Genomic DNA, 19,410 nt, shown 5'->3' on the forward strand with positions numbered 1-19,410 from the left:
TATTTTTTTAATATGTTACGGATTCAAGAGTTCGAAATTCTTCACTTTTTTTCATTTGGATTTGTTGATACAACCAAATTGAAATCGTTAATAAAATATAATTGTTAAAAAAATTATGAGTGGTGAGCATATAAATAAATAAAGAAAAGGAAACCAACAAAAGCGTATGATCTTCTTTAAAATAATGCACCCCACTAACTACAAAGCCACCGTAAATCCATAAAAAACATAAAAAAACAAAGATTCCAGATTCGCCTATTATTAAAAGTGGCGTATTATGAACGCCTTCTATTCCGTAGGCTTTGTCATCTTCACCATACGTTTTTCCGCTAAAACTCAAATATCCATTTCCAAAAAAAGGATTATTAATAATTCGATCATAGTATTTAGCCCAAGTTTCTGTTCTTGAATTTTCGGCTAGGTCTTGACTTATTTTTCCATCGAGTATGGTCGCAAATGCCTCAAGACGTTTTGTATTAAAATCAAATTTATTTCCAAAAGAAACAAATAAACTAATTAAAAGAAGGCCCAAAATTATTTTATAAGAGTTCTTGTAGCTTATGGATAATGAAAGGATGTTTACTAGCACCCAAAGCAATAAGAATGTTCTTGAAAATGTTACAAATCCAGCAAAGGAGAACAAAATTTGGCCTATTATTCTACTTTTTTTATTGGAAATAGAAAAACTAAAACAATATCCTAGGATGCAGATACAGCCTGCAAAATTGGGATTCAAGTACAGACCACTATATCGACCTCCAATGTCAATCACAAAAACGGATTCATATATGATGCTTAAAGCGCCCAGTAGTAAAAAGTAAAATATTTCATTTTTGGTGACGTCTTTAATTACACTTGCACCCATTATAACAAATATTAGATATTTTATAAAAGTGGTTATGAATCCCTCCGAATTTTGAGAATCAACTACAATCGAAATTAAAAAATATAATAGTCCTAAGATCACTAAAGGAACTATTGGCGTTTCTTTTTTATTAAAAAAATAGATAATTAGTAGCAAAAATAGACCGTAACTTAAAACAGCTCCCGTTGTTGCATCTACATGTACTAATGAAAAACTGGGTAAATTGCCAAAGAGCAATGCTAGAATAATTATTTTTAGATACTTCATTGTACAGACTCTTTTTTGTGTTGGTGTCTAACACACAAAAACAATACGATAAAATTAATACTATAGACAAGCGTTGTGGCAATTGCCAAACCGTAAATGGCAAACTTTTTTGCCAAAAAATAATTAAGAGTTACACTCAAAATGAAATTAATTAATGAAGCATAAAACATATAACTGTTTTTATTAATGCTGGTAAGGAATTTAATAATGATAATTGAAGCTATGTAAAACGGGATATAAATTAAAACTATTTTCTGAATTTGAGAAACCGCCTCAGTGTTTTGCGAGGTAAATTTTCCTCTTTCGAATAAAAATGAAATGATTTCTTCCGAAAGCAAATATAAAATTCCAGCAATAAATAAGGAAACAACAAATGTAATAGTCAAGGTTTGATACAAAATCTTGTAAGCTTTGGATCTGTTTTCTTGAACTAGGGTTGAAAAATAAGGTAAAACAACATTTCCTATCGAAAGTACTAAGATTGTAGCGAGAAAAGATGGAATTTTCATTCCGTAATTAAAGGAGGCAATGGAGCCAACTACTAACTGAGCTGCAAAAAATTGATTGACAAAACCTGTTGATCCTGTCAAAAAACCAGAACCTATTTTTGACGGCAGTTGCTTGTATACCATTTGAATGTTAACGGATTTGAAATTTGGTTTTGCAATTTGAACTGTTTTTTTATAAAATGAAACAAGTAAAATATAAATCAATTCTAAAATGCTTCCCACTAATGTTCCAATAGCCAATAGGGAATAACCCATTTGGTTTTTAAAGAAAAACAAACAAACTAAAATAGCAATTGAAGTAAATACAGCAGAAATAGCCGAAGATCCAAAGAATCCGTTTGTTTCTAAGATGCCGCTAAATAAAGATGAAAATGACCAAAAAACAACGCAAGGCAAAATTATATAAAACTGAGATCGTATGAGTTGGTAATACTGTATACTATGATTTTTAAATACGGATTCGAGAAATAAGTCCGTACAAAAGTAGGATATAAGCAAAAGTAGTATTCCCAGCCCAAAAGTAATAATAATACAAGCACTTAAGAATGATGCTGCTGTTGTTGTAGTTCTGGTTTCTGCAATGTAATTTGGAATAAACACGTTTTGAAAAGAGCTCATAAAAACAGTGTTAATAAATCCTGGGATTAATAGCGCAATCAAAAAAGTGTCCACTATTTCTGAAAGACCAAAACGGCTTCCAATTTCCATTTCTTTATAAAATCCAATACCCTTTACTAAAATAGTTACAAATCCAACAGTGATGACATTTATCAAAATTGGGTTTTTAAGAAAGTATAATAAAGATCTCTTTTTCAAAATAATACCATTAATCTAAAATGTATTATGTAGGCTATACCATTATTGATTCCCATTTTTTATAGATCTCATCCGAGTTGTATTTTAGCGTTGATTGAATTGCATTTTTGCTAAATTTCAAACGTAACACTTCATTTTCCATTAATTCCATTATTTGTTTCTCCAATTGTTTCTGATTGTTAACTTCAAACAAAAAACCATTTTCGTTGTGTTGAATTATTTCAGAAGGGCCCGAATTACAATCTGAAGCTATACAAGGAATTCCGAATGACATTGCTTCCAATAAAGCATTTGGAAAACCTTCGGATTCAGAGGTAAATACAAATAACTTAGCACCGTTGTAATATTTCTCTATATTGGGTACTGTTTCAATAAAATTAACCTTATTTGCTATGCCTAAATTTTCAGCTATTATTTGATATTCTATTTTTAAATCACCTTCACCTACAAATATTAGTCTCCAATTTTTTGTATTCAAATTAGCAAATGCTTCCAAAAGGAGTTTCTGATTTTTATTGGCATCTAATCGGCCAACATTCAAAATTACATTCTCTCTTCTTCCATATTCTTCACGTCTTGAAATTAAATTTTTATCAAGTGGATTCGGAATTACCTGAATTTTACAAGCTTTTAATATATGTTGAAAGTAGTTTTTTGAAAAAGAAGTTTGAACAATAAGTGTTTTAGTAAAAGGATAAAGGATTCGGATACAAATTTTTCTTAAATAGGAAAGTTGGTATACTTGTGGATTATTTCTTTCGCTGATATAGGAATTTGATTTATGAAAAAAACTACTTAAAATTGCTAGAATATTTCCAGTTGTTGTAAATCCAATAAGTATATCAATATGATTTTGTTTTACAGTTTTAATTATTTTTTTTAAATATATAAAATTACTTTTTAGGGCAATTAACCAATTCTTACTTGGCATATATGTTTCTTTTAAAAATTGAATTTGAATACGAGAATCAATGATAAATGTTATTTTTGTTTTATTCAAAACAAATAAAAACACTTCATTTTGATCTATAAACTTGTGGGCTAAAGTTACAGCAACCCTTTCTGCACCTCCTGCCTCCAGGCTGGGAATTATAAAAGCTATTTTTTTCTTTTTCACCATGTAAAGCACTTTTTAAAAAGGAAAATAGTTTTAATTTTGAGAGTAAGTTATTTTTAAAGAATTTAGAGATTTTCTTCACACAGCTTCGCGTTTCCAACTCCCATTTTATTTTAAAATAGAGAGTTGAAAAAGTAGTATTTGGGCTAATTATTTGATACTTATTGATTAAATGTATAAAAAAAAGTTGAATGTAGTAATGAAAACAAAAAAAACGCCTTTTGAATCGTTCAAAAGGCGTTTTTTATAGACAAAAGGAAAATTTACTTCTTGTAAATCGAGTAAATGGTACTTATTGTTTTCTCGTCAATTATATCGTTCACTTCGGTTTGTATGTAATGCAGTTTGAAAGCAGAAATAGCAGCCGAAAGATTTTTGGTATTATATCCAATTATTTGTAAACCTTGTTCTGCATTAAAATCACTAGGAGGACAAGGTAAAATGTCGTCTGGCCAAAGTCCAAAGCCATTTAAAGCAAGAATTTTCCATGGAAAAAACTTTGAAGGGTCTACTTTTCTGCTTGGTGCAATGTCAGAATGTCCAATAAAATTTTGAGTCGGAATATTGTAATCTTTTTTTAATTTGGTCAACAGTGCCAATAGCGTATTGATTTGTGAGTCCGAAAATGGTTCAGCTCCATTATTGTCCAATTCAATTCCGATTGAGCTCGAATTGATATCTGTATCTCTTCCCCAAGAACTATTTCCCGCATGCCAAGCTCTTAAATAATCGTTCAGCATGTGTATCACTTTACCATCTCTGGCAATTACATAATGAGCGCTTACTTTGGTTTGTTTTAGGGTAAAAGTTTTTATAGTTTGTTGTACAGAATCCTGAGCAGTGTGGTGTATGATTACAAAATTGGGTTTTCGTAAATTAAAATTAACCGTTCCTACCCATTCGGATACTATACCATTGTTTAATACATTAGAATCTGTTTTAGAAATCGTATCTTTAAAATTAAGCAATTGGTTTTTGTATCGATAAGCGACACTGTCAATTACTATATAAGGTTCGTTTTTTAAAGTAATGGCTTCTTTTGCAGAAATGGTTTCTTTTAAAGTGTTTATTTGTGTGTTGTATTCCTTTTCGGTTAATTTATGAGGGTTTTTTGTAGCACATGAAGCAACAAAAAGAATTATAAAAAAGGAATAGAAATATGTTTTAATTGCAGACATTTCAATTTTGTTTTTGATCAAATTCTTAGTGTTTTCTTGATTCAATTTTGCTTTTTCTTTCGTCACTCAAGTCTTTAAATTTTGCTTTTTGATCTTTATTCAATATTTGCTTTACTTCCAATTCCGTCATTTCACCAAGAACTTTGAGCTCTTTTGTTTTGTCTTCGTCACTCATCTCTTTTTTTTGTAGAACAGCATCTTCTTTTTTTAATGATTTGATATAGATATTGGTTACCACAATTTCTTGAAGCGCATCCAAATTGAGTTCTTTTTTATAATATTCCACAATTTTGCCAGCTGTTTTCTCTACTGGAACTGGTTTTGGAGCCATAGGCTGTGAGGGTTGAGCCATTTGTCCCATTTGGTTTGATCTGCCAGATCCACCATACCCATTGTTTCCATAACCACTATTTCCACCATAACCGTTTTGGTATTGCGCAGAAATTGTGTTAGCCGACAAGAATAAAAAAACCACAAAAAATACTGATTTAAATGCCTTCATATTTAGTTTATATTTGTTTTGATATAGGTAAATCGCTAGCGAACAGACATAGTAAACAGGTTTTTAAACCTTGTTAGGTCCAATCTGTAAAATAATAGTATCTTATTTCAACTCTTTATACGCATTAGTATTGTTTAGTCTAATCTAAGAATCAAAACTCTAATTTCTAACCTCTAACTTCTAACCTCTAACTTCTAACTTCTAACTTCTAACCTCTAACTTCTAACCTCTAAACCGGTTCTCCGTATAAGTCAAATTCTGTTGCTTCAATAATTTTGATCATCACAAATTCACCTGTTTTTACATAGTGTTTTGTAGCATCAATCAATACTTCGTTATCTACATCTGGACTATCAAATTCGGTTCTACCCACAAAATGACCACCTTCTTTTCGGTCTATAATGCATCTAAAAGTTTGTCCAACTTTTTCTTGATTCAAATCCCAAGAAATCTGAGATTGCAATTCCATAATTTCGTTGGCACGATCTTGCTTTACATTGTCTGGAACATCATCTTCCAGTAAGTAAGCATGTGTGTTTTCTTCATGCGAATAGGCAAAACAACCCATTCGGTCAAACTTCATTTCTTGTACAAAATCTTTCAAAATATTAAAATCTTCTTGAGTTTCTCCAGGATATCCCACGATTAAAGTGGTACGAATAGCCATTCCAGGAACTGCTGCTCTAAAATCTTTTAACAATTGAGTGGTTTTTTCTTGAGTAGTTCCACGACGCATTGATTTCAAAACAGAATCCGATATGTGTTGCAACGGAATATCAATATAATTACAAATCTTAGGTTCGCGTTTCATGATTTCAAGCACATCCATTGGGAAACCAGTAGGGAAGGCGTAGTGCAAACGAATCCATTCAATTCCTTCTACTTTTACCAAGGCTTCTAGTAATTCTCCTAGAGCACGTTTTTTGTACAAATCAAGCCCGTAATAGGTTAAATCTTGTGCAATCAAAATCAATTCTTTTACCCCATCTCTAGCCAATCCTTCCGATTCTTTTACCAGTTTTTCAATGGTTTGAGATACGTTTTTTCCACGCATTAACGGGATAGCACAAAAACTACACGGTCTGTCACAACCTTCAGAAATTTTCAAGTAGGCGTAATTTTTTGGAGTCGTAGTTAATCGTTCTCCCAATAATTCGTGTTTGTAATCGGCACCCAAAGCTTTCAATAAAGCAGGCAATTCGGTAGTTCCAAAAAACTGATCTACATTTGGGATTTCTTTTTCCAAATCAGGTCTGTATCTTTCAGACAAGCATCCCGTCACAAAAACTTTATCTACAAGTCCTCGTTCTTTTTTGTCGGCATATTCCAATATCATATTTACCGATTCTGCTTTGGCATTATCAATAAATCCACAGGTATTAATCACAATAATATTTCCTTCATCTTCTGCCTTGGCTTCGTGAGTCACTTCTTTTCCGCTGGCACGGAGCTGACCCATTAGCACTTCACTGTCATACACATTTTTGGAGCACCCAAGAGTGATCACATTTATTTTGTTCTTTTTTAAAGACTTCGTTCTCATAGTATTACATTCCCGATAATTTAGGAATTTTGCAAAATTACAATTTTTTACCCAAACCTTGCTTGTTTCCTTTTCAAAATGCCTCGTTTTGTTTGCATAAAAGGAATTTGGAGCACAACATTTAATGTATTCAAGACCATTGGTCCCGCTGTCCTTCCAATCTTTTGTTCCGATAAAAATCGGAACAAAAGGATTTTCCCTCCCATCAGGGCTAGGCGAGATGTTTGGTTTTTTTAACAAATAAGCAAAGCAATAAAATGGTTAACATTTTCGGAAAATATTTCAACTAATGCGTTTTTTTGCCAGTAGATTTCTAATACAGGTTCTGGGTTTAAAAAACAAAAGCTGTGGATTTGCAATCAATGTCTTGTATAGCGCAAGAGGGATGGGAGCTAGTTACCGAAGTAATACCATTACTGTTTATAAAATAGTCTAAAGATGCGAAGTTATTTTTTTTCAAGACAACGAAAAAAATCATTGCATAGCCTTTGCTCTGGAATTATTTTTTGAGAAAGTATTGGAGAAAAAGAACGAGTAGATTGGGTTATTTTATAAGTAGTAATGGTATAAAGTGTACAGCCCGAACGCATTTGTGAAAGTGGCCGAATAAGCAGTTTGCAAAATGGGCCACTTTTGCAAATGTGGTCTTGCCCAAATTATTCTTTTATAAAAACAAAAACCACTTCCGAAAATTTCAAAAGTGGTTATTATATATAGGTATATGTTTTTATTACATTTCAAACAACACGGTCATAGTGAAATTGTTTTTGTTGGTATTGATTTTGGCGCTTTCGGTAAAGCCTTGAGAGAAAAATTGTTCTTGAGATGTGGTTTGAACGTTCACATACGAGAAATCCAATTTTATAGCCCCAAAACTATAGCCTAAACCTCCAGAAAAACTATTCAAATCACCAATTGTTTTTGAATCATTATAAGGGCTTCCTTTAAAACGATAGCCACCTCGGAATCTGAAATTGTCTACTTTGTATTCTCCTCCAATTCGAACTTCGTTGGAAGAACCTAATGCGTTTTGGATTTTGTTATTTTGATTTCTAAATACAGGATCGTTTTGCGGGCTAAATTGTGTAACGCTGTAGTCTTTGTATTTGTAATCCATGCTTATCAATCCCGATTTTCCAAAAACGTAAGCAAAACTTCCTGTCAAACTTCCTGGAGTGCGCAAATCATAAGGAGCATAAGCATTTATAACTTTTGGATCTGCAACATCTGGCAGAAATGCATTTACTGAGTTAGTGCTTATAGAGGATAGTCTTTGCGATAATTCGTCTTGCAAACTATACCAAGTTGGCGATTCATAAGATAATCCTACACGAATTGCTTCGGTTGCTTTTACAATTGTTCCCACTTGAAATGAAAATCCCGATCCGTAAGTGTGTAAACTATTAGAAAAGTTCAAACTTTTTACTCTATAATTAATGTCTTCTGGATTGCTATTGGATTCAAAGAAGTTCGTAGTTTGGATATAGTCTGTAAAATGAGAGTTTAAATTTAACCCAAAAAAGACTTTGTCCTTGTATTGTGCTGCAGCGTTAAAAATAAGTTTTCCGTTGTATCCATTTGAAGAAATACTGTTTTCTTGGTAATAGTTACCCCCCGAGCGAACGTTTGAAATGTATTTGCTATTTGGGTTGTTTAAATCTTCGGCATCTATGATAAATCCTTGATTGTAATAAGCTAGCATAGCTTGTTGTGCATCAAATCCAGATAACTTGGGATATTGTTGATTGGGAAGTTCGCTTCCTAAGTAATAATATAAATCGGTTATGGATTCTCCAACTTGTCTGGTTACAAATTCTAGAGGTACAGGCGCTCCATTGTTTCCAGTATTGGCATAACTCAAAAAGTAATTGGCTACAGAATTTGTTGGACTTGTACCCGCCGAAAACATTGAATTGTCAAAATTATTGGTGTTTTCATAATTAATGGACATCGAGAATTTTCTCCAATCATTGTTTGGGTTTCGGGTATTAAAAACAAAAACACCACCAGCTTGATTCAAATCAAATGAATTGTCACTTGCCGATGTGGAAGAACCAAAATAACTTGATTCATTTTTAGTATCGTAATTCCCTAAAGTAAAAGCAAATTGGTTGTTGTTAAAAACAGCCGAACCTGCAGGATTTACATTTATAGATGACAAATCCCCACCAAGAGCGCCAAATGCACCACTCATGGCTGTAAAACGAGCCGTTCCGTGCAATTCGGTTTGAGAATACCGCATAGCATCTTTAATTTCTTGAGCGTATATAGTAGAGAACGGCAGTCCTGCTACTAAGAGTAACAAAAAGTTATTCTTCATTGGGTTAAGTTTTGGTTGGTTTCTAGTAACGAAATTTTATCTTCTACCTCCAGACGATCTGCCACCGCCACCACCTCCACCACCTGACGATCTAGAACCTCCGCCAGAAGACATGCTACTTCCACTACTTCTATAAGAGTTATTGCTTGGTGCGCTATAAGAACGTTGACTGCTTTGAGTAGAAGTGTTTGTTCTGTTTTGACTGTAAGAACTTCGAGATTGATTTTGAGTGTAATTTCTGGAAGAAGAATTGCTGTTTCGGTTTGTAAATGTAGGTGCGTTTCTAGTTGAAACACCGTTATTAGTATAGGAACTATTTCTACTTGTTACACCGTTTCTAGTATAAGAGTTATTTCTACTTGTTACGCCGTTTCTAGTATAAGAGTTGTTTCTACTTGTTGCTCCATTTCTAGTATAAGAATTGTTTCTAGAGTAATTGTTGTACGATCCACCATAAGATGAACCTCTTCGGCTGTTGTTGTAGGTGTAATTTGCACCATACCCGTACCCGTATCCTGGGTATCCCCAACCGTAACTTGGGTATCCCCATCCGTATCCTGGGTACCCCCAGCCATAACCTGGATATCCCCAACCATAACCTGGGTATCCCCATCCGTAACCTGGATATCCCCATCCAAAACCGTAACCTGGATACCCCCAACCAAACCCGAAACCTATTGCCCAGTTGTTGTCTGGGTATATTGTAATATTGGTTTCTTGTGGAGAACTTCCCCATGAAGCATATCCTACAGTGGGAGCTTGAATAGAATCGTTTTCGGTATCGTAATTACTTCCGTAGCTATCTACATCCGTGAAGATTTCACTTGAATCAGCTGAATTTTGTAAAGAATTAAAATATTGTTTGTATTGTATAGAAGTCGAATTGGGTTGATTCTCTTTTATCACAACTTTTTCGCTATTTGTGCCATAAACACCATCGTTGTCGTAATAAGAAGTGTTTTGGTAAGAACCACAAGAAGTTACAAGCAAACTCAATAATCCGATTAAGAAATAATGGAGGGCTTTCCGGGTATTTAATGCATTTGTTTTCATAATCAGTAGTTTGTTTTATTGTTGGTTAATACAAATTTAGTTAGTTTTGTGGAATTATTTAGTTAAATTATATATAAACAAAAATTATGCCAAATTATTCAATATGAGCAAGAATCTTACAACAAGAGCAGAAGATTATTCAAAATGGTACAATGAGTTGGTTGTTAAGGCCGATTTAGCAGAAAATTCAGGTGTTAGAGGATGTATGGTGATCAAACCTTATGGATATGCTATCTGGGAAAAAATGCAGGCAGAATTGGATAGAATGTTTAAAGAAACAGGACATCAAAATGCATATTTTCCTTTGTTTGTACCTAAAAGTATGTTTGAAGCAGAAGAGAAAAATGCAGAAGGATTTGCAAAAGAATGTGCCATCGTGACTCATTATAGATTAAAAAATGACCCAGACAAACCTGGGAAGTTAATGGTGGATCCTAATGCGAAATTGGAAGAGGAATTAATTGTTCGTCCTACAAGTGAAGCAATAATTTGGTCTACATATAAAGGTTGGGTGCAATCGTATAGAGATTTGCCTTTATTAATCAATCAATGGGCCAATGTTGTGCGTTGGGAAATGAGAACTCGTTTGTTTTTGAGAACCGCTGAATTTTTATGGCAAGAAGGACATACAGCACATGCAACGAGAGAAGAAGCGGTGGAGGAATCAGAGAAAATGATGCACGTGTATGCTGATTTCGCAGAGAATTTCATGGCTATTCCAGTTGTAAAAGGATTGAAAACCGAAACAGAGCGTTTTGCAGGAGCAGAAGAAACGTATTGTATCGAGGCTTTAATGCAAGATGGTAAAGCTTTGCAAGCAGGGACTTCACACTTTTTAGGACAGAATTTTGCTAAAGCTTTTGACGTGAAGTTTGCCAATGCCGAAGGGAAACAAGAACACGTTTGGGGAACTTCTTGGGGAGTTTCAACGCGATTAATGGGAGCATTGGTAATGACACATTCTGACGATCAAGGATTGGTGTTGCCGCCAAATTTGGCTCCAATACAAGTAGTGGTTGTTCCTATTTATAAGAGTGATGAACAATTGGAAGCAATTTCTGCCGAAGTGGATGTTTTGGTAAAAGCTTTCAAGAAATTAAATATATCTGTAAAATTCGATAATAGAACCACGCAAAAACCAGGTTTCAAATTTGCTGAATGGGAGTTGAAAGGAGTGCCGGTTCGAATTGCTGTTGGGCCAAAAGACTTAGAAAACGGAACTTTTGAAGTAGCAAGAAGAGATACTTTGACCAAAGAAGTAGTTTCAAAAGACGGAATTGTAACTTATATCAGTGATTTATTGGAGCAAATTCAAAAAGATTTATTCGAAAAAGCATTAAATTATAGAAATACTCATATTACTGAAGTAAATAGTTTTGAAGAGTTTAAAGCTGTTTTGGACGGCGAAGGAGGCTTTGTTTCAGCACATTGGGATGGAACAGCGGCTACTGAAGAAAAGATTAAAGAATTGACCAAAGCAACTATAAGATGTATTCCTTTGGATCGCCAAGAACAAGCGGGAAGCTGTGTGCTTACTGGGAATTCGTCTATTGGTAGAGTGTTGTTTGCAAAGGCGTATTAAAAAAAAAATATTTTTTTTGGATCTACTATTGCACTTCTCAAAAATAGTTGTATTTTTGCATCCGCATTAGAGAAGTAGGGCCCGTTCGTCTATCGGTTAGGACGCATGGTTTTCATCCATGTAAGAGCGGTTCGATTCCGCTACGGGCTACAATTTTTATTTTTGCAAATATAGTTATCCTGAACTAAGAGGGAAAATGGCCCGTTCGTCTATCGGTTAGGACGCATGGTTTTCATCCATGTAAGAGCGGTTCGATTCCGCTACGGGCTACAAATTTCAGTTTTGATTAGATTGAAAAAACTTAGGTGATACTGGTCCGTTCGTCTAGGGGTTAGGACGCCAAGATTTCGTCTTGGTAACAGGGGTTCGATTCCCTTACGGACTACGAAAAAAAATAATAAAGATAAAAAATATAATAAAATGGCAAATCATAAGTCAGCTCTAAAGAGAATTAGAAGTAACGAAAAGAGAAGAGTATTAAACAGATACCAACACAAAACTACTCGTAATGCTATCAAAGCGTTAAGAATAGCTACTGATAAAGTTGATGCAACTTCTAAATTATCAAGTGTAATTTCTATGATTGATAAATTAGCTAAGAAAAACATCATACATGATAATAAAGCTTCAAATTTGAAGTCTAAATTAACAAAACATGTTGCTAAATTGTAATTAATTGCAGTTTGTATATTTATATTAAAAAGCTCCTCATAGGAGCTTTTTTTGTTTATTTCTATTTTAAAGATATTAAATTTTTAATATCTTCTAGCATTTCTATAGTGATAGGTTTAGATTGAAAGCTGATGACATTTGGATATGTTTTAGATTTTTTTATGTCTTCAGGGTTTATGGTTGAGGTTAATATAATTACTTTTATACTATTAAATTCAGAGTAATTTGATGTGTTGAAATAGTCTAAAAACTCCCAACCTCCCATTACTGGCATATTTAAGTCTAGAAAAATTAATTGAGGTTTGTCAACTGTTGCTTTGAAGTTGTTTTTTTTTAATTGATTGAATATGTCAAGTGCTTCTTCTCCGTTTTGAGCACTTATTATTTGCTCTGAAAAAGAGACTTTTTGTACTACTTTTTTTATTAGCATAAGAGTGATCGGGTCGTCATCAATGCACATAATGAGATCTAACATTTGTTATTAGGTATTAAATGTTAACTTGTAATCAGTTCCTTTGTTTACTTCGCTTTTAACGCTTATTGTTCCTCCCATTGTTTCTATTTGGGATTTTACTAAATACAAGCCCAGACCTTTGCTGTCTGGGTAATTGTGGAATCGTTGGTAAAGACCAAAAATTTTATCTTTGTGTCTTTCTAGGTCTATTCCAATTCCGTTATCCTTGAAATCAATTACTAGGGTGTTATTGAGTGCTTTTGCAGTTATATCAATAATTAGAGTTTTGTCTTTTGATCTGTATTTAAGGGCATTAGTTAATAGGTTTAATAGGATACTTTCAAAATAGGCTTTGTTGGTTTTTATGTTTGTGATAGTGCCGAAATCAATATTCAACTCTGGTTTTATAGTTTCGATTTGGTAGTTTACTTGGTTTAAAATATTATTAAAAAGTTCTTTTATGGGCAATGTTTCAATTTTTGAAGAAGGGCTGTCTTTTATGGTAATCACTTTTGCAAGATCATTAATGGTTTCATTAAGTAAAAAAGTAGAGGTTTTGAATCCTGATAAAATCTCTTTCAATTCATTGTCTTCTATGGAAATGTCGTCAATTAAGTGCAATAGGCCGGTTAGGTTTGATAATGGAGCTCTGAGGTTATGAGAAGTGATATAAGAGAATTGTTTTAAATCTTTATTATTTATGGTTAATTCTCTTATGAGTATTTCTTTTTCTTTCTCTAATTTTTTTTCTTCAGTAATGTCTCTTTGAATCGAAATCCAGTGCGAAAGCTCTTGTTCTGTATTATAAACGGGAACAAAAGAAAGTCTTGTCCAGTATTCGGATTGGTTTTTTTTGTAAAAAATTATTTCTAGAAAACATTCTTCTATATCGGTAATTGCTTTTCTTAATTTTTCCATTTCCTCCATATTGGAGTTTTCTCCAAGGAAAAAATTGAGAGATTTCCCAATGATTTCATCATGATCATATCCTGACATAACGCTATAGGCAGGGTTTGCAAATACTATTTTTGGGATTTCATTGTTGTTTGAAGTTGCTTCAGTAATTATAATAGAATCTTTAGTTTCTGTAAAAACGGTTTCAAGTAATTTCAAGCGGCTTTCTTCTTCTTTTTGTTTGGTAATGTCCTGAATGGCTCCAATCATTCGAATGGCTTTTCCGTCTTCGTCTTTGAGTAAAAAGCCTCTGTCGAGTACATATTTATATGAATTGTCTGCGCATTTAAATCGATATTGATCTTGCCATTTTTCTGTTTTTTGTTCCAAAAAAGAATATAGTTTTATTGACATTTTAACGCTGTCTTCAGGGTGTATGTTGTTAAACCACCATTGAGAATTGTTGTCAACTTGATCTTGATTGTATCCGTAAATTCCTTTAATTCCTTTGTTCCAAGTGAGGTTGTCTTCTTGTATTTTCCAGTCCCAAATAGTGTCACTGGTTGCTTTTGCAACAATATCATATTTGTCGTTGGATTCTTTTAATCTGTTGTTGGAGTTTTTTAGATGTTTGTAGAATTCAATATTTCTCTTGGTGTTTTTAGCAAGGATATATCTAAAAAGTAAACCTGTAACAACTATGAAAACAATGTCTTTCGTGAAATTAAAAGTATTGCAGTCAATATATCTATCATATTTTTCTGCTAATTTACAGCTTATAATAGCAATAAATAGAGCTGAAAGTATATAGGTTAAAGTTATTAAGTTGACTTTGTTTTTCATTAATCAAATATAAAAATAAAATATTTAAATTTAAAATTTAGGTAAGAAAAATATTTAATTAATTAACAGATGTATTTATTTAAGTACTTAAACGTTAACAAAATGGCAAACTATTGTATAAAGGTTTTTTATATGAAAATAAAGTGTACCTTTGCACCCATTAAAAATCACAGATGGAAGCTATTAGAAACATTGCAATTATTGCCCACGTCGATCACGGTAAAACAACTTTGGTTGATAAAATTATGTATCACTGTCAGTTATTTCGTGACAACGAAAACACAGGTGACTTAATCCTTGATAACAACGACTTAGAGCGCGAAAGAGGTATTACTATTACTTCAAAGAATGTTTCGGTTCAGTATAAAGGTACCAAAATCAACATTATAGACACTCCTGGTCACGCCGATTTTGGTGGAGAGGTTGAGCGTGTATTAAATATGGCGGATGGAGTTTGTCTACTTGTAGATGCTTTTGAAGGACCAATGCCTCAAACTCGTTTTGTTTTGCAAAAAGCAATTGACTTGGGATTAAAACCATGTGTTGTAATTAACAAAGTAGATAAAGAAAACTGTACTCCTGAAGAAGTTCATGAAAAAGTTTTTGACTTAATGTTTGAATTAGGTGCTCAAGAATGGCAATTGGATTTTCCAACTGTTTATGGATCAGCTAAAAACAACTGGATGTCGGATCATTGGGAAAACGTAACAGATAATGTTGAAGCATTGTTGGATATGGTTATTGAAAATGTACCAGCTCCTAAAGTTTCTGAAGGAACTCCACAAATGTTGATTACATCTTTAGATTTCTCTGCATTTACAGGTCGTATTGCTATTGGTCGTCTTGAAAGAGGTGTTCTTAATGAAGGTATGCCAATCTCATTAGTTAAAAGAGATGGTACTATCACTAAATCACGTATCAAAGAACTTCACACTTTTGAAGGACTTGGACGTAAAAAAGTACAACAAGTTATTGCTGGAGATATTTGTGCCATTATTGGTGTTGAAGGATTTGAAATTGGAGATACTATCGCTGATTATGAAAATCCAGAAGCTTTAAAAACTATCGATATTGACGAACCTACTATGAGTATGTTGTTTACAATTAATGACTCTCCTTTCTTTGGTAAAGAGGGTAAATTTGTAACCTCTCGTCATATTAGAGATCGTTTGACAAAAGAATTAGAGAAAAACTTAGCAATGAAATTGGGTGAAACTGATTCTGCTGATAAGTTTATGGTTTTTGGTCGTGGTGTACTTCACTTGTCTGTTCTTATTGAAACAATGAGAAGAGAAGGGTATGAGTTACAAATCGGTCAACCACAAGTTATCATCAAAGAAATTGATGGTAAAAAATGTGAACCAATTGAAGAATTAACAATTGACTTACCAGAATCACTTTCTGGAAGAGCAGTTGAGTTCGTTACAATGCGTAAAGGTGAAATGCTGAGCATGGAAACCAAAGGGGAGCGTATGATTGTAAAATTTAATATTCCATCACGTGGAATTATTGGATTGCGTAATCAATTGCTTACTGCTACTGCTGGTGAGGCTATTATGGCGCACCGTTTCATTGGATATGAGCCTTACAAAGGAGAAATTGCTGGACGTAACAAAGGATCTTTGATTTCTATGGAGAAAGGGAAAGCTATTCCTTATTCTATCGATAAATTACAAGATCGTGGTAAGTTTTTTGTTGAACCAAATGCTGAAATTTACGAAGGTCAAGTAATTGGAGAAAACTCTCGTGGAGATGATATGTGTGTAAACGTAACTAAAGAGAAAAAACAATCTAACGTGCGTTCTTCTGGAAATGACGAAAAAGCAAGAATTATTCCTCCAATTATTTTCTCTCTTGAGGAAGCTTTAGAATACATTCAAAAAGATGAATATGTAGAGGTTACTCCAAAGTCGATTCGTTTGAGAAAAATCTATTTGACAGAAACTGACAGAAAAAGATTTAAAATCTAATTTTCTAAAAGTTCAAAACTATAAATCCCAAATTTCTATCTATAGGAATTTGGGATTTTTTTATGGTGTTTCCCGCATGAAAAATGCGGGTCGGGCTATGCGCTATATCTTTTTAGAGCTAGAAAAAAGCTCCAAAAAGGATGCCGCTGCTATCCCTAACACAATGTACGTTGTATTTGAAATTATAGCTTCTCATTCATTTTGATAGTGATTTTTGAATCAGTAACAAGAGTAAACTTTGCATCTTCATCTTTTGGCGGTCCCATAAAACCTTTGGCATTGTTGGAACAAGCTACGGGTTCTTTGGGCATACCTATAAAGTTTTTGTCTAGTTTTCCGTTATTGTTTTCATCATGGTAAACCATAACGGTATATTCTCCTTTGGGGATTGCTATAAAATTTATTGTGGCTGTGTTTAATTTTATATCTGAAGAGGCTATTTTAAAAGCTGTTTTTAGAAATTTTCCTTTTGAATTGTATAGTTCAGCTGTCAGTTTTCCGGTATTGTTCTTTAAACCTAAAACAGAGACAGAAAGGTTTGAATTTTGGGAAAATCCGAAACTGAAAACAGATAATAAGATTGCGATGAAAGATTTTGACATTGTTGTTGATTTAAGTTGGTGAAAGCATTTTTTTAGTTTGGCAAAAAATATTCTTGTTCAACGTAGGTTGACCTAATAGTTTTATTATTCAAATTTTAATTCCCCAGCCTTCATAATTTTCTTGTAACTGATTTCGGTACCTTCGATTTTTTTTCCGTTAAGTGTGATTTTTTTATAGGAGTTCTCATTGCAAATAATAATCAAAGTTTTATTATCAGCGAGATGAATGGTTGTTTTTTTTACTTGTGGCATTCCAAAGACAAATTCACCCGTGGCAGGATTAACCGGATAAAAACCTAATGTAGTCAATATATACCAAGCGCTCATTTGTCCACAATCGTCATTGCCTGTAATCCCGTTTGCGGTGTTATTGTAGAATTGATTATAGATTTGAGTAATTAATTTTTTTCCTTTTTCGGGTTCGTTCGAGTAGGCATACAAATAGGATATGTGGTTGCTAGGCTCATTTCCATGGGCATATTGACCAATCATACCTTCTTGACCAAGATATCTGTTATCCTCTTCTCCATTAAGAGTAAAAAAAGTATTCAACTGTTTGGTGAATTGTTCTTTTCCGCCTAGCAGATGTATCATACCAGGTATATCGTGTTGGGTAGAAGCCCAGGAATATTGCCAAGCGTTGGCTTCGGTATAATCTCCAGGATTGTTCATGGGAGAGGTCGGCTTTAAAGGATCAAATGGTTTTCTCCAATTACCATTCGTATCTTTTCCTCTCATTAATCCCGTTTCTTTATCGAATATGTTTTTGTAGTAAGACGCTCTTTTGTAATAGGTTTCGGCAACTGTTTTATTGCCTAACTTTTCGGCTAATAATACCACACAGTAATCGTCATAGCCACTTTCTAAGGTTCTGGAAACAGCCTCATTATCTATTTTATCAAAGGGATAATAGCCATATTTATTGTATAAATCCCAGTCGTTATTGGGATGGTTTTTAGTGGTCGTTTCAATCATGGCCTGCAAAGCTTCATTAGCATCAAAGCCTCTGAACCCTTTGTTGTAGGCATCTGTTATTATCGGAATGGCATGATTGCCAATCATACAATTGTTTTCTTGTCCCCAAACGGTCCAAATAGGCAAATAACCTGCTGCTTTATGATGAAGTAACATAGTATTTACAAATCCATTTACCCGTTCTGGGACAAGTATGGTGTATAGTGGGTTTGCAGCGCGATAGGTGTCCCAAAGAGAAAGAGTGGAGTAATATTCTCCGTTGGGTGCTGTAGCAATTTTGTCATCAGCACCTCGATATTTACCGTTTACATCGGCAATATTACTGGGTTGAGTAAATAAATGGTAAAGAGAGGTGTAAAATATTTCTTTTTGTTTTCGAAGGGCTTCAATTTCGATTTTAGACAAATAGATATTCCATTTTACTTTAGCATCGCTAACGATTTTATCAAAATTCCAATGGGGTAATTCTTTTTGAAGATTGTTTTTGGCTCCTTCGACACTTACCGTTGAAAAAGCAATTTTGGCTTTTAGGGTTTTGTTCTTTAAATCAAAATCAAGAACATATCTAGGCGCTTTTTCTTTTGGTTTTTTTGGTAATTCTACTGAATTGAAAAATGGAGTATCAAATGTCAATGTAAAGAAATATTTTCGCTCTACCCAGTTTTTGTTATGACAATAGCCTGAAATAGTTGTGTTGTTTTCAATGCTAACGTTACTGTCCAATACCAGAGAATCGGTTAGAAAACGTAATCCGTGCTGCATGTCAACCAACAATTTTGCTTTGTTTGTGGGATAGATAAATTGATTGAAAGCGACACGCTCTGTTGCAGTTAAGTTTACTTTTATACTGTCATTTAGTGTAACTGAATACAAACCGGGACTGGCTTTCTCTGTTTTTTTATTATATCCCGTTTTAAAATTATCGGTTTTATTTTCTACAAAAGGGAGCAATAAAACGTCTCCTAAATCATTAATGCCCGTTCCGCTCAAATGAGTTTGCGAAAAACCTAGAATTTCAGGATTCTTATATTGATAGCCTGAGGTGTAATCCCAACCTATATCTACATTGTCAGGACTGGGCTGTACCATTCCAAAGGGCAAACAAGCACCAGGAAACGTATGGCCTGTTCCATCAGTCCCTATAAAAGGATTGACAAATTGGGTAAAGTCTTTGACTTCTTCTTTGTTAGAGCAACTCTCCAAGGAAAATAATAGTAAGAATAAAAAGAGTCCTAGTTTTTTCATCTT

The 19,410-nt window shown here is 33.6% G+C and carries 15 protein-coding genes and 3 tRNA genes; 6 read left to right on the forward strand and 12 right to left on the reverse strand.

All coding sequences use genetic code 11. The annotated features are described in order from the left end of the window. Window positions 1–7: 7 nt before the first annotated feature. The 8 genes from AC8GF4_RS03630 to AC8GF4_RS03665 all read right to left on the reverse strand — a co-directional run bounded on the left by AC8GF4_RS03630 (window position 8) and on the right by AC8GF4_RS03665 (window position 10,170). On the reverse strand, window positions 8–1,132 hold the full coding sequence (locus AC8GF4_RS03630; RefSeq protein WP_506592767.1) for an O-antigen ligase family protein: 1,125 nt from the start codon (window positions 1,130–1,132) through the stop codon (window positions 8–10). Next, entirely contained in the window at window positions 1,129–2,415 is a 1,287-nt protein-coding gene (gene murJ, locus AC8GF4_RS03635; RefSeq protein ID WP_506592768.1) for a murein biosynthesis integral membrane protein MurJ, read from the reverse strand. The genes AC8GF4_RS03630 and murJ overlap by 4 nt, the downstream gene beginning before the upstream one ends. A gap of 76 nt (window positions 2,416–2,491) precedes the next feature. Next, complete coding sequence (locus AC8GF4_RS03640; protein WP_506592769.1) at window positions 2,492–3,577, reverse strand: glycosyltransferase family 4 protein; 1,086 nt, start codon at window positions 3,575–3,577, stop codon at window positions 2,492–2,494. A 260-nt stretch (window positions 3,578–3,837) separates the two neighbouring features. Continuing rightward, complete coding sequence (locus AC8GF4_RS03645) at window positions 3,838–4,752, reverse strand: N-acetylmuramoyl-L-alanine amidase (RefSeq protein WP_506592770.1); 915 nt, start codon at window positions 4,750–4,752, stop codon at window positions 3,838–3,840. Between the two features lie 25 nt (window positions 4,753–4,777). Further along, on the reverse strand, window positions 4,778–5,254 hold the full coding sequence (locus AC8GF4_RS03650) for a hypothetical protein (RefSeq protein WP_506592771.1): 477 nt from the start codon (window positions 5,252–5,254) through the stop codon (window positions 4,778–4,780). A 229-nt stretch (window positions 5,255–5,483) separates the two neighbouring features. Further along, on the reverse strand, window positions 5,484–6,797 hold the full coding sequence (rimO, locus tag AC8GF4_RS03655) for a 30S ribosomal protein S12 methylthiotransferase RimO (RefSeq protein ID WP_506592772.1): 1,314 nt from the start codon (window positions 6,795–6,797) through the stop codon (window positions 5,484–5,486). Between the two features lie 730 nt (window positions 6,798–7,527). Beyond that, on the reverse strand, window positions 7,528–9,117 hold the full coding sequence (locus tag AC8GF4_RS03660; protein ID WP_506592773.1) for an OmpP1/FadL family transporter: 1,590 nt from the start codon (window positions 9,115–9,117) through the stop codon (window positions 7,528–7,530). 36 nt (window positions 9,118–9,153) lie between these two features. Continuing rightward, window positions 9,154–10,170, reverse strand: a complete 1,017-nt coding sequence (locus tag AC8GF4_RS03665) for a hypothetical protein (RefSeq protein WP_506592774.1) — start codon at window positions 10,168–10,170, stop codon at window positions 9,154–9,156. A gap of 103 nt (window positions 10,171–10,273) precedes the next feature. Here AC8GF4_RS03665 and proS point away from each other — a divergent pair, with 103 nt between their 5' ends. The 5 genes from proS (at window position 10,274) to rpsT (ending at window position 12,424) form a co-directional block, all read left to right on the forward strand. Next, window positions 10,274–11,752, forward strand: a complete 1,479-nt coding sequence (gene proS / locus AC8GF4_RS03670) for a proline--tRNA ligase (protein ID WP_506592775.1) — start codon at window positions 10,274–10,276, stop codon at window positions 11,750–11,752. A 78-nt stretch (window positions 11,753–11,830) separates the two neighbouring features. After that, window positions 11,831–11,902, forward strand: a tRNA-Glu gene (locus AC8GF4_RS03675). A gap of 48 nt (window positions 11,903–11,950) precedes the next feature. Continuing rightward, window positions 11,951–12,022: transfer RNA gene (locus AC8GF4_RS03680), tRNA-Glu, on the forward strand. A gap of 43 nt (window positions 12,023–12,065) precedes the next feature. Beyond that, window positions 12,066–12,137 (forward strand) — tRNA-Glu (locus AC8GF4_RS03685). Window positions 12,138–12,172: 35 nt separating this feature from the next. Next, on the forward strand, window positions 12,173–12,424 hold the full coding sequence (gene rpsT / locus AC8GF4_RS03690; protein WP_039109573.1) for a 30S ribosomal protein S20: 252 nt from the start codon (window positions 12,173–12,175) through the stop codon (window positions 12,422–12,424). Window positions 12,425–12,485: 61 nt separating this feature from the next. On the opposite strand, the gene AC8GF4_RS03695 is transcribed toward rpsT, so the two are convergent. Both AC8GF4_RS03695 and AC8GF4_RS03700 read right to left on the reverse strand, forming a co-directional pair. Further along, on the reverse strand, window positions 12,486–12,899 hold the full coding sequence (locus AC8GF4_RS03695) for a response regulator (protein WP_506592776.1): 414 nt from the start codon (window positions 12,897–12,899) through the stop codon (window positions 12,486–12,488). A gap of 6 nt (window positions 12,900–12,905) precedes the next feature. Next, window positions 12,906–14,615: a PAS domain-containing sensor histidine kinase gene (locus tag AC8GF4_RS03700; protein WP_506592777.1), complete on the reverse strand. Its 1,710-nt coding sequence runs from the start codon at window positions 14,613–14,615 to the stop codon at window positions 12,906–12,908. Window positions 14,616–14,788: 173 nt separating this feature from the next. Between AC8GF4_RS03700 and typA the strand changes: the two genes are divergently transcribed. Beyond that, window positions 14,789–16,585, forward strand: a complete 1,797-nt coding sequence (gene typA / locus AC8GF4_RS03705) for a translational GTPase TypA (protein ID WP_506592778.1) — start codon at window positions 14,789–14,791, stop codon at window positions 16,583–16,585. Window positions 16,586–16,767: 182 nt separating this feature from the next. Here the strand turns inward: typA and AC8GF4_RS03710 are convergent, their stop codons facing one another. Then, window positions 16,768–17,187: a DUF2141 domain-containing protein gene (locus AC8GF4_RS03710; protein WP_506592779.1), complete on the reverse strand. Its 420-nt coding sequence runs from the start codon at window positions 17,185–17,187 to the stop codon at window positions 16,768–16,770. 84 nt (window positions 17,188–17,271) lie between these two features. Continuing rightward, window positions 17,272–19,407, reverse strand: coding sequence for a GH92 family glycosyl hydrolase (locus tag AC8GF4_RS03715; RefSeq protein ID WP_506592780.1), 2,136 nt, complete (start codon window positions 19,405–19,407; stop codon window positions 17,272–17,274). Window positions 19,408–19,410 lie beyond the last annotated feature (3 nt).

The sequence above is a fragment of the Flavobacterium rarum (SeqCode) genome (assembly GCF_965234445.1).
Lineage (GTDB): Bacteria > Bacteroidota > Bacteroidia > Flavobacteriales > Flavobacteriaceae > Flavobacterium > Flavobacterium rarum.

Excerpts from the sequence above, each read along its gene's own strand:
- AC8GF4_RS03710 (WP_506592779.1), bottom strand. The coding sequence starts at position 17,187 with ATGTCAAAATCTTTCATCGCAATCTTATTATCTGTTTTCAGTTTCGGA.
- AC8GF4_RS03640 (WP_506592769.1), bottom strand. The coding sequence starts at position 3,577 with ATGGTGAAAAAGAAAAAAATAGCTTTTATAATTCCCAGCCTGGAGGCA.
- AC8GF4_RS03695 (WP_506592776.1), bottom strand. The coding sequence starts at position 12,899 with ATGTTAGATCTCATTATGTGCATTGATGACGACCCGATCACTCTTATG.
- proS (WP_506592775.1), top strand. The coding sequence starts at position 10,274 with ATGAGCAAGAATCTTACAACAAGAGCAGAAGATTATTCAAAATGGTAC.
- typA (WP_506592778.1), top strand. The coding sequence starts at position 14,789 with ATGGAAGCTATTAGAAACATTGCAATTATTGCCCACGTCGATCACGGT.
- AC8GF4_RS03660 (WP_506592773.1), bottom strand. The coding sequence starts at position 9,117 with ATGAAGAATAACTTTTTGTTACTCTTAGTAGCAGGACTGCCGTTCTCT.
- rpsT (WP_039109573.1), top strand. The coding sequence starts at position 12,173 with ATGGCAAATCATAAGTCAGCTCTAAAGAGAATTAGAAGTAACGAAAAG.
- AC8GF4_RS03650 (WP_506592771.1), bottom strand. The coding sequence starts at position 5,254 with ATGAAGGCATTTAAATCAGTATTTTTTGTGGTTTTTTTATTCTTGTCG.
- rimO (WP_506592772.1), bottom strand. The coding sequence starts at position 6,797 with ATGAGAACGAAGTCTTTAAAAAAGAACAAAATAAATGTGATCACTCTT.
- AC8GF4_RS03700 (WP_506592777.1), bottom strand. The coding sequence starts at position 14,615 with ATGAAAAACAAAGTCAACTTAATAACTTTAACCTATATACTTTCAGCT.
- AC8GF4_RS03645 (WP_506592770.1), bottom strand. The coding sequence starts at position 4,752 with ATGTCTGCAATTAAAACATATTTCTATTCCTTTTTTATAATTCTTTTT.
- AC8GF4_RS03665 (WP_506592774.1), bottom strand. The coding sequence starts at position 10,170 with ATGAAAACAAATGCATTAAATACCCGGAAAGCCCTCCATTATTTCTTA.
- AC8GF4_RS03715 (WP_506592780.1), bottom strand. The coding sequence starts at position 19,407 with ATGAAAAAACTAGGACTCTTTTTATTCTTACTATTATTTTCCTTGGAG.
- AC8GF4_RS03630 (WP_506592767.1), bottom strand. The coding sequence starts at position 1,132 with ATGAAGTATCTAAAAATAATTATTCTAGCATTGCTCTTTGGCAATTTA.